Here is an 8,490-nt window from a genome sequence, read left to right on the forward strand (position 1 = left end):
CCGGCGAGCGCCGCTGAGGTCAGCGGCGTGTTGTCGCCGTCGAGGCTGTCCCGGACGGCCGCCGCGTGCTGGTCGACGAGGGCCAGCAGCCCCGGGCGCGCGGAGGCGGCGGCGAGCCCGACAGTGCCCACGGAGACGGTGAGGGCGGCCAGTGAGGAACGCGCCGAGTCGACGGCGGTACGGGAGGCGACCCGGTTGAACGGCACACGCATGGTGACCGAGGCTAACCGACCAGTGACCGTGTCGACCTCGTCCGCTCGGCGGATGTCGGCTGCGCCACTGGGGCGGTCGCCGCTGACCTGGGGGATTGATCCGGCACAGACGGGGCAGCAGGAGAACACCCAGGAATGACGGCACCCGGCACGGAGGCACGGATGGGACAGCAGGAGGACGGACCCGACGAGCGGCACCGGCGGCCGGACGGCGTCAGCGACGCCACGGTTGCCGCGCTTGGCAAGCTCAGCGAGGCGCTGGAGTGTGTGGAGCGGGCCCGGGGGCACCTCTACTCGATGCACCAGTTGATCGGCCATGCCGACCTGATGCTCGACGACGCGGTGGAGCAGTTTCACGCCGCCGGGCATCCGCGCCTCGCCGACCGGATCGCCACGGAGCTGCGCGGCCGCAACGTCATCGCCGGACGGTGGACGTTTCAGATCGTCGAGGACTTCGACGACGGCTACCACAAGCTGTTCCGGGAGTTGGACCAGCAGGCCCGCGACGAGTTGGTGGGTGGGCGGCGGCACCTCTACGAGGCGGAGATGAAGGAACGCCGCCGGAGCCGGGGCCGGCCGGGCCACGAGGCCCGGCCGGGCGGCGGAGGCTAGTCGCTTGTCGCGTCGGCCGGGCGACGCCGTGCCGCGTCGTCAGCGATGATCACGGTGGCCACCATCAGCGCGACGCAGAGGCTGAACAGCCACGACTCGTCGGCGACGAGCCAGGCGGACACGGGTGCCTGGAGCGCGGCGAGCAGGAAGCCGAGCCAGGCGAGTTTGCGCTGACGCGTGGAGAGGATTCCGGAGCCTTGATGCATCCCGAAATTCTTACGCGAACCGGCCGGCTTGCCGTCCTCCGATCGGCCGATTCTGGATGAGCTGTCCTTTTTCTCGGCCGTACGGACACGACTTCTTTGCGTGGCGAGCGATCGGGTGCCGACGGCGCTAGGGTGCCCCTGCGGCAGGATGGTCTCTCGTGTCCACCGCGCCCGCGCGTCCCCGCGCCGCACTGCTCCTGCTGTCCTACCTCGCGTTCGTCAGTCTCGGCCTGCCCGACGGCCTGCTCGGCGTCAGCTGGCCCTCGATCCGAGGCGACTTCGGCGTACCGACCGAGGCGGTCGGGTGGGTGCTCACCGCCGGCACCGTCGGCTATCTCACCTCCAGCGTGCTGGCCGGTTTCACGCTGGCCCGGGTCGGCGTGGGCGCCCTGCTCGCCGGCAGCACCCTGCTGGCCAGCCTGGCGCTGACCGGCTACTCGGTGAGCCCCGTGCTGGCGGTGCTGGTGGGCTGTGCGCTGCTGCTCGGGCTCGGCTCCGGAGCTGTCGACTCCGGGCTCAACGCGTACGCCGCAGGTGCCTTCGGGGCCCGCCACATGAACTGGTTGCACGCCTTCTTCGGCCTCGGCGTGGCAATCGGTCCACTGATCATGACCGCGGTGCTGAGCGCCGGGCTCGCCTGGCGCTGGGGGTACGGCATCGTGGCCGCCGCCCAACTCGTCCTCGCCGCCGCGTTCGCACTCACGGTGCGGGCCTGGCGCCGTGACGCCCCGGCCGGCGCGGCTGTCCAGGGCGTGCCCGCCGCCAGTGGTTCCGGGCCGGCGTCGACCGTCCAGGTCCCGGTTCGGGACACGCTGCGGTTGCCTGCGGTCTGGTCGGGGTTGCTCGCCTTCGCGCTGTACGTGGCCATCGAGGTGTCCGCCGGGCTGTGGGCGTTCCTACTGCTGACCGAGGGGCGCGGGCTCAGTGCGGCGTTGGCCGGCGGCTGCGTCTCCGCGTACTGGGGCAGTCTCTTCGTCGGCCGGGTCGTGCAGGGCCTGGTGGCCGAGCGCCTGGGGGCGGGGTTGGTGTTGCGGGCCAGCCTGGCCGGAATGGCCGTCGGCGCGGCGCTGATCGCCGTTCCCGGCCCGGCCGTCCTGGCGGTGCTCGGCCTTGTCGTTGTCGGTTTCGCCGCCGCGCCGGTGTTTCCGCTGCTCACCCTCACCACCGCCGAACGGGTCGGCGCGGCGCACGCGGACCGGGCCATCGGGATGCAGATCGGCGCCTCGGGCGTCGGCGCGGCGCTCGTCCCGGCCGGGCTGGGCGTGCTGATCGGCAACACGTCGGTGCAGGTGCTGGGCGCGGCCCTGCTGGTGCTCGCGCTGGCGCTGATCGCGCTCTACGAGTGGGGCGCGCGCCGGCCGGCTGCCAGACCTCCCGCGCCGGCGGTGCCCGCCCAGCCCGGAAGCGATCCTCAGACGTCCGGCCCGGTACGGCCGGTGGTGGACGGGCGGTAGGCGCGCTGCGGGTCGGTGTCCTCTCGGCTGTTGCCCCGGACCGCACCGTCTCGGTCCGACGCGGCCGGTCCGTGCCCGAACGCGGACTCCTCGCCGGCGTCGTTACCCGTCACGTCGTCGGCCTGCCCGTCGAGGCTGGAGCCCGACATCGCGCGCTCCAACTCCTCCAACGGAAGCCGCTCCTCGTCCCGCCACACCCTGATGTTGTCGTCGGTCATACCTTCAGCCGTACCCGGGCACGATGACCGCAAACGGTGCCCGGCGAGCGGCCTCGGATACGGCGATGGCCGCCGGGATCCCGGCGGCCATCTCAGGTCACTGCTCACTGTCACGGCTGCGGACGGTCCACCTGTCCGCGCCAGGCGCCGGTCTCCTGACCACGCCGCTCGATGTAGGTCTTGAACCGTTCCAGGTCGCCCTTGGCCCGTCGGTCGACGATGCCGAGCTTGTCGCCGGCCTGCTCGACCACGCCGTGCGGCTCGAACTCGAGCTGCAGGGTGACCCGGGTCTTGTCCTGGTCCAGTCGGTGGAAGGTCACCACGCCGGCCTGCTGGGTGCCGTCGGTCGAGCGCCAGGCGACCCGCTCGTCGGGAAGTTGTTCGGTGATCTCCGCGTCGAACTCGCGCTTCACCCCGGCGATGTCCACCGTCCAGTGGGTCATCGTGTCGGAGAGCTGCCGGACCTCCTGCACACCCTCCATGAACTCGGGGAACTGCTCGAACTGCGTCCACTGGTCGTACGCGGTGCGTACGGCTACGGACACGTCCACATGTTCGGTAACGCCACTCATCGGGGAACCTCCTTCGGGTGCCGGTGGCCTGCCGGATCGGGGGCGATCCTGGTCACCAGCGGGTTGTCTCGTTCTTGTTGCCCAGCGCGGCCCACACCTCGGAGACCGTCTGGTAGACGGTGCCCTCGGGCAGCCGTTCCAGCGCCGCCACGATGTCGTCCGGCGCCTCGTTCTCACGGGCGCTGGCAATGAGCACCAGACGGTCGCCCGGCAGCGCGCTCATCGAGATGAACCGGCCGAGCCGGCTGCGCTGCTCGACGTCCGTAGAGCTCATGCCCTGCGGGGTGCCGGTGCGCAGGTCGCCGGCCGGGGCGGTGGTCGTCTCCGGCTGGTCCTCGCCAGCCGGTTCCGGCACCCGCGACTCGTCGACCCGAGAGCCACCGGTCCCCGGCCCCTGTACGAGACCGCTGACCTCCTGACTCATCTGTTCGTCGATCCTCGGTCCGTGCTTGCTGTTGCCACGCTCCATGCCTTCTGCGCTACCCGGCACCTCACCCGATAAACCGGCACCGGGCCACGAACCGGCCCTCGGCCCGGCGGCGAACCGGACACCGCCGCCGAACGGGGGCTCACTCGTCGGCGGGCTTGCGGGGCGGCAGCACCGGCTCGTCCGGGTCCGGGTCGCCGGCCTGCAACTGCCGCCCGCGCTGCACCTCGGCGTTGATCTGCACGCCCAGCATCAGCGCCGAGTTGGACAGGTAGAGCCAGACCAGGAACGCGATGGCCGCCCCGAGGCTGCCGTAGGTGGTGTTGTACGAGCCGAAGTTGGCCACGTAGAGGCCGAAGCCGAAGGAGGCCGCCGCCCAGGAGATCAGGGCGACCGCGCCGCCCGGGGTTAGCCAGCGGAACCGGGGCTGGCGCACGTTCGGCGCGATCCAGAACAGCAGGGACAGCAGCACCATCATGATCATGGCGAGGACCGGCCACTTCGCCACGCTCCACGTCGTGCGGGCCAGGCCGCCGGCGTTGACCAGGTCGCCGACCGCATCGGTGACCGGCCCACTGACGATCAGGCCGAGGGCGACGACAGCGAGCAGCACCAGCGTGATCGCCGCCAAGCCGATCTGAAGCGGCCGAAGCTTCCAGACCGGGCGGCCCTCGGTCACCCCGTAGACGGCGTTGGAGGCGCGGGTGAACGCGCCGATGAAGCCCGACGCGGACCAGAGCGCGCCGAGCAGGCCGAAGCTCAGCAGCAGCTTGGGGTTGCTCTGGTCGAGCACCACGGTGCGGATCACCCCTACCACGCCGCCCTCGTCCTTGGTCAGCACCGAACCGGCGCCCACCTGGTTGGCGAGGTCGAGCACGGTGTCCAGGGTCCGCTCCCCGTCGGAGACCAGACCGACCAGCGCCACCACCACGATGGCCGACGGAAAGAGCGCCAGCACCCCGTAGTAGGTCAGCGCGGCGGCCCAGTCGGAGCAGTTGTCGTTGACGAAGTTCTGCACGCTGCGGACCAGCACCCCGCGCCAGGTCCGCCAGCTCAGCTGCCGCATCCGTCGGGGCACCCGGGTGTCCGGTGTGCCGTCGAGCGTCGTACCGGGCTCCGTGGTCGTCATGCCCGCTCCCTGCGCCCCGGCCGCCGGATGACCGGTCGTCCGGTCTGGCCTGGCCCGGCGGTACCCGGATGGTGAAATCGACAAACCCACCCGGTGCCCGGCCGCCGCCGCTATGGTTTGCCGCCCGGTCACCGGGGAACGGTCACAGCGACAGTGTCGACACGGAGGAGGACGAGATGCCCAGGCGCGAAGATCTGCCCAGCACGCTGCGACGCTCCCCGGAGAAGGCGCAGCGCACCTGGGAGAAGACGCACGACTCGGCGGTCGAGACCTACGGCGAGGGGGAGCGGTCGCACCGCACCGCCTTCGCCGCCGTGAAGCATCAGTTCGAGAAGGTGGGCGACCACTGGGAGCCGAAGGGCCGCAAGGGCCCCAGCGACCAGCAGGCCGCCGGTGGCGGGCCGGAACGACGCGCCCCCACCGCGGGCGGCGTGGACGCCAACGCCACAAAGGACCACCTGATGTCGGTGGCCCGCAAACTCGACGTGCCCGGGCGGTCCAGCATGACCAAACCGGAGCTGGTCACGGCCATCGAGAAGGCCAACGACCGCGCCACCCGCAAGGCCCGCGGCGACTGATCTCCGCCGCGCCGGAGCACTACCGACGCGGTGCGGGCGGACGCGCCACCCCTGCGTCCGCCCGCACCGTTCACCAGTGCCCGCCTCCCGGCGCCTCGATGTGCACCGCCTTCGTGGCAGTGAACTCGTCCAGCAACTCCGGGCCGTACCCGAAGCCCTGCCCGCTGGCCCGGCGTGGATGCGCGGCACCCCCCGGCGCGCCCCCGAACACCGCGTTGACCTTGACCGTGCCCACCGGCAGCTCCCGCCAGGCCCGCTGCGCGTGACTCATCGACGGGGTCAACACAGTGGCGGCCAGCCCGTACGGAGAGTCCGCAGCGCAGCGCAGCGCCTCGTCGAACGAGTCGACGACCACCACCGGGGCGACCGGCCCGAAGGTCTCCTCCCGGACCAGCGGCATGTCGTGGCGGCAGTCGGTGACGACGGTGGCCGGGTAGAACGCCCCCGGCCCGTCCGGGACCTCACCGCCCACCCGCACCCGAGCGCCGTCCGCCAGCGCGGCCGCCACCTGCCCGTGCACGTGGTCCCGGTGCCGCCGGTCGACCAGCGGACCCAGCTCGGTGCCCGGGTCCCGGCCCGGCCCGACCCGCAGCGCTCCGGCGTGTCGTACCAGCGCGGCCACGAAGTCGTCGGCCACCTCCCGGTGCACGTAGAGCCGCTCCACCGCCACGCAGATCTGCCCGGCGTTGGCGAACGCGCCGAGCGCGGCCTGCTCCGCCGCCCACTCCGGGTCGACGCCCGCGTCCACTATCAACGGGTCACTGCCGCCGTTCTCCAGGAGCACCTTCGCGCCGGTACGGGCCGCCGCGGCGGCGATCGCCCGTCCGGTCGCTGTGGAACCCACGTGGGCCACCACGTCGACGTCCTGCGCCGCCAGCGCCGCGCCCACCTCCGGGCCACCGGTGAGCAGTGACAACACCCCGGCCGGCAGTGCCTGGTCCAGTGCCCGGGCCAGCAGCCAGCCCGTCGCCGGTGTCCGTTCGCTCGGCTTGTAGAGCACCACGTTCCCGGTCACCAGGGCCGCGCCGAGCAGCCCACAGGAGACCGCCACCGGGTCGTTCCACGGGGTGATCGCCGCGACCACCCCGCGTGGCTGGGGGGTCAGGAAGTCCAGCGCGTCGGTTTCGCCGTTCAGCGTGCGCCCACCGCGCAGCGGTGCCAGTTCCGCATACTGTCGCAGGGTGCCGATCCCCGCCTCGACGCCGCCGCGGGCGTCCGCCAACGGCTTGCCCATCTCCGCGGTGACCGCCGCCGCCAACTCCTCGATGACCGCCTCCACCGCGTCCGCTGCCCGGTGCAGCGCCGCCGCCCGTTCCGCCGGGGCGGTCGCCGCCCACTGGGCCGCCGCGTTGCGGGCCGCCTGGGTCGCCTTGCCCACCTCGTCGGCAGTGGCCACCGGCACCGTGCTCACCGGCGCGTCGTCCGCCGGATCACGCACCACCAGTTCGCCGCCGTCGCCGCCCGCACCCCACACCCCGCCCACCAGCTGCGCAACCGTGTACATGCGGCGCTGGATGCCCCGGCCTCGACGAGGCAAACGCGTTTCGCCCGGTTGCGCGCCGGGTAGGCGGATCCGATGACAACCACCACCGCGCAGAGCGCGGACGCCGTCGTCGTCGGCGCCGGGCACAACGGCCTGGTGGCGGCCAACCTGCTGGCCGACGCCGGCTGGGACGTGGTGGTGCTGGAGGCGACAGCGGTGCCCGGCGGCGCTGTCCGCTCCGCCGAGGTCACCGCCCCCGGCTACCTGAGCGACCTCTACAGCTCGTTCTACCCCCTCGGGTACGCCTCGCCGGTGCTGGGCGGCCTGGACCTGGGCCGACACGGGCTGTCCTGGCGGCACTCGCCGGACGTGCTGGCGCACCTGCTGCCGGACGGTCGAGCAGCGGTGATCAACCGGGATCCGGACGTCACAGCCGCGTCGCTGGAGCAGTTCGCACCCGGGGACGGAAAGCGCTGGCTCAACGCGTACACCGACTGGCTCGACGTGGCCGAGCCGATGCTGGAGGCGATCACCTCGCCGTTCCCGCCGGTACGCGGGGGGCTGGGCCTGCTGCGTCGGTTGCGCGTCGCCGGCGCGCTGCGACTCGCGCGGCGCCTGGTCGTACCGGTCCGCAAGCTTGGCGACGAACTCTTCGACGGTCCCGGCGGGCCGGCCCTGCTGGCCGGCTGCGCCCTGCACACCGACCTCTCCCCGGAGGAGGCCGGCTCCGGGGTGTACGGCTGGCTGCTGGCGATGCTCGGCCAGCAGGTCGGCTGGCCGGTGCCGAACGGCGGCGCGCAGCAGATCACCAACGCGCTGGTGGATCGGCTACAGGCGCGCGGCGGGACGATCATCTACGGTGCCCGTGCCGACCGGGTGCTCACCGCCCGGGGCCGGGCGATGGGGGTCCGGACCGTCGGCGGCGCGCTGTGGCGGGCCCGGCGGGCCGTGCTCGCCGACGTGCCGGCGCCTGCGCTCTACCTCGACCTGGTGGGCGCGGCGGCGCTGCCGTCCCGGCTGGTGGAGGACCTGGCGCACTTCAGGTGGGACGGCTCCACGCTGAAGGTGGACTGGGCGCTCTCCGCGCCGGTGCCCTGGGCGAACCGGCAGTTGGCCGGCGCCGGCACGGTGCACCTCGGCGCGGACCTGAACGGGCTCACCCACTACGCCAGCGAGTTGGCCCGTGGCGAACTGCCCCGCGACCCGTTCCTGCTGGTCGGGCAGATGTCGGTGGCGGACCCGAGCCACTCCCCGCCGGGCACCGAGTCGCTCTGGTCGTACACCCATCTGCCGTTCCGGCGGAACTGGCGGGCCGAGGAGGTCGCCGGGCACGTACAGCGGATGGAGGACGCGCTGGAGGCGGCGGCCCCGGGTTTCCGAAGCCTGATCGTGGGCCGACACGTGGCCGGACCGGCCGACCTGGAGAAGGGCAACCCGAGCCTGGTCGGTGGCGCGCTCGGCGGCGGGACCGCCGCCGCGTACCAGCAGCTCTTCCTGCGCCCGATCCCTGGCCTGGGCCGGGCGGACACCCCGGTGGACCGGCTCTTCCTGGCCAGCGCGTCGGCGCACCCGGGCGGCGGTGTGCACGGCGCTCCGGGC

At 72.9% G+C, this 8,490-nt stretch carries 11 protein-coding genes; 4 read left to right on the top strand and 7 right to left on the bottom strand.

Annotated features, from left to right (window positions below; translation table 11 throughout):
• The coding region (locus AB0C20_RS33265) for a DUF6401 family natural product biosynthesis protein (RefSeq protein WP_357569485.1) at positions 1-212 on the bottom strand (212 nt) is incomplete at its 3' end.
• 162 nt (positions 213-374) lie between these two features.
• Here AB0C20_RS33265 and AB0C20_RS33270 point away from each other — a divergent pair.
• Positions 375-824 (top strand): hypothetical protein, encoded by a 450-nt coding sequence (locus tag AB0C20_RS33270; protein ID WP_357187322.1) that lies wholly within the window; start codon positions 375-377, stop codon positions 822-824.
• Here AB0C20_RS33270 and AB0C20_RS33275 read toward each other — a convergent pair.
• Complete coding sequence (locus AB0C20_RS33275; protein ID WP_210787345.1) at positions 821-1,030, bottom strand: hypothetical protein; 210 nt, start codon at positions 1,028-1,030, stop codon at positions 821-823. The two genes, AB0C20_RS33270 and AB0C20_RS33275, sit on opposite strands and share 4 nt — an antisense overlap.
• Positions 1,031-1,188: 158 nt before the next feature.
• Between AB0C20_RS33275 and AB0C20_RS33280 the strand changes: the two genes are divergently transcribed.
• Positions 1,189-2,484 (top strand): MFS transporter, encoded by a 1,296-nt coding sequence (locus tag AB0C20_RS33280; RefSeq protein WP_357569486.1) that lies wholly within the window; start codon positions 1,189-1,191, stop codon positions 2,482-2,484.
• On the opposite strand, the gene AB0C20_RS33285 is transcribed toward AB0C20_RS33280, so the two are convergent.
• From AB0C20_RS33285 to AB0C20_RS33300, 4 genes are all read right to left on the bottom strand, one after another.
• On the bottom strand, positions 2,442-2,702 hold the full coding sequence (locus AB0C20_RS33285) for a hypothetical protein (RefSeq protein ID WP_357187316.1): 261 nt from the start codon (positions 2,700-2,702) through the stop codon (positions 2,442-2,444). The two genes, AB0C20_RS33280 and AB0C20_RS33285, sit on opposite strands and share 43 nt — an antisense overlap.
• 110 nt (positions 2,703-2,812) lie before the next feature.
• On the bottom strand, positions 2,813-3,274 hold the full coding sequence (locus AB0C20_RS33290) for an SRPBCC family protein (RefSeq protein ID WP_357569487.1): 462 nt from the start codon (positions 3,272-3,274) through the stop codon (positions 2,813-2,815).
• 52 nt (positions 3,275-3,326) lie between these two features.
• Positions 3,327-3,743: a DUF2795 domain-containing protein gene (locus tag AB0C20_RS33295; protein ID WP_088947320.1), complete on the bottom strand. Its 417-nt coding sequence runs from the start codon at positions 3,741-3,743 to the stop codon at positions 3,327-3,329.
• A 100-nt stretch (positions 3,744-3,843) separates the two neighbouring features.
• Positions 3,844-4,830: a YihY/virulence factor BrkB family protein gene (locus AB0C20_RS33300; RefSeq protein ID WP_357569488.1), complete on the bottom strand. Its 987-nt coding sequence runs from the start codon at positions 4,828-4,830 to the stop codon at positions 3,844-3,846.
• A gap of 176 nt (positions 4,831-5,006) precedes the next feature.
• On the opposite strand from AB0C20_RS33300, the gene AB0C20_RS33305 reads away from it, so the two are divergent.
• On the top strand, positions 5,007-5,408 hold the full coding sequence (locus tag AB0C20_RS33305; RefSeq protein WP_238669926.1) for a ChaB family protein: 402 nt from the start codon (positions 5,007-5,009) through the stop codon (positions 5,406-5,408).
• A gap of 70 nt (positions 5,409-5,478) precedes the next feature.
• Here the strand turns inward: AB0C20_RS33305 and AB0C20_RS33310 are convergent, their stop codons facing one another.
• Complete coding sequence (locus AB0C20_RS33310) at positions 5,479-6,912, bottom strand: aldehyde dehydrogenase family protein (protein ID WP_357569489.1); 1,434 nt, start codon at positions 6,910-6,912, stop codon at positions 5,479-5,481.
• 72 nt (positions 6,913-6,984) lie between these two features.
• On the opposite strand from AB0C20_RS33310, the gene AB0C20_RS33315 reads away from it, so the two are divergent.
• Positions 6,985-8,490 (top strand): NAD(P)/FAD-dependent oxidoreductase (locus AB0C20_RS33315; RefSeq protein ID WP_357569490.1); only part of this gene is annotated, 1,506 nt, incomplete at its 3' end.

The sequence above is a fragment of the Micromonospora sp. NPDC048843 genome, from assembly GCF_040649965.1.
In the GTDB taxonomy this organism is placed as follows: domain Bacteria; phylum Actinomycetota; class Actinomycetes; order Mycobacteriales; family Micromonosporaceae; genus Micromonospora; species Micromonospora hortensis.

What these genes read in the sequence shown, in the direction of transcription:
- AB0C20_RS33310 (WP_357569489.1), bottom strand. Translation starts at nt 6,912, where the DNA reads ATGTACACGGTTGCGCAGCTGGTGGGCGGGGTGTGGGGTGCGGGCGGC.
- AB0C20_RS33270 (WP_357187322.1), top strand. Translation starts at nt 375, where the DNA reads ATGGGACAGCAGGAGGACGGACCCGACGAGCGGCACCGGCGGCCGGAC.
- AB0C20_RS33290 (WP_357569487.1), bottom strand. Translation starts at nt 3,274, where the DNA reads ATGAGTGGCGTTACCGAACATGTGGACGTGTCCGTAGCCGTACGCACC.
- AB0C20_RS33295 (WP_088947320.1), bottom strand. Translation starts at nt 3,743, where the DNA reads ATGGAGCGTGGCAACAGCAAGCACGGACCGAGGATCGACGAACAGATG.
- AB0C20_RS33275 (WP_210787345.1), bottom strand. Translation starts at nt 1,030, where the DNA reads ATGCATCAAGGCTCCGGAATCCTCTCCACGCGTCAGCGCAAACTCGCC.
- AB0C20_RS33305 (WP_238669926.1), top strand. Translation starts at nt 5,007, where the DNA reads ATGCCCAGGCGCGAAGATCTGCCCAGCACGCTGCGACGCTCCCCGGAG.
- AB0C20_RS33300 (WP_357569488.1), bottom strand. Translation starts at nt 4,830, where the DNA reads ATGACGACCACGGAGCCCGGTACGACGCTCGACGGCACACCGGACACC.
- AB0C20_RS33285 (WP_357187316.1), bottom strand. Translation starts at nt 2,702, where the DNA reads ATGACCGACGACAACATCAGGGTGTGGCGGGACGAGGAGCGGCTTCCG.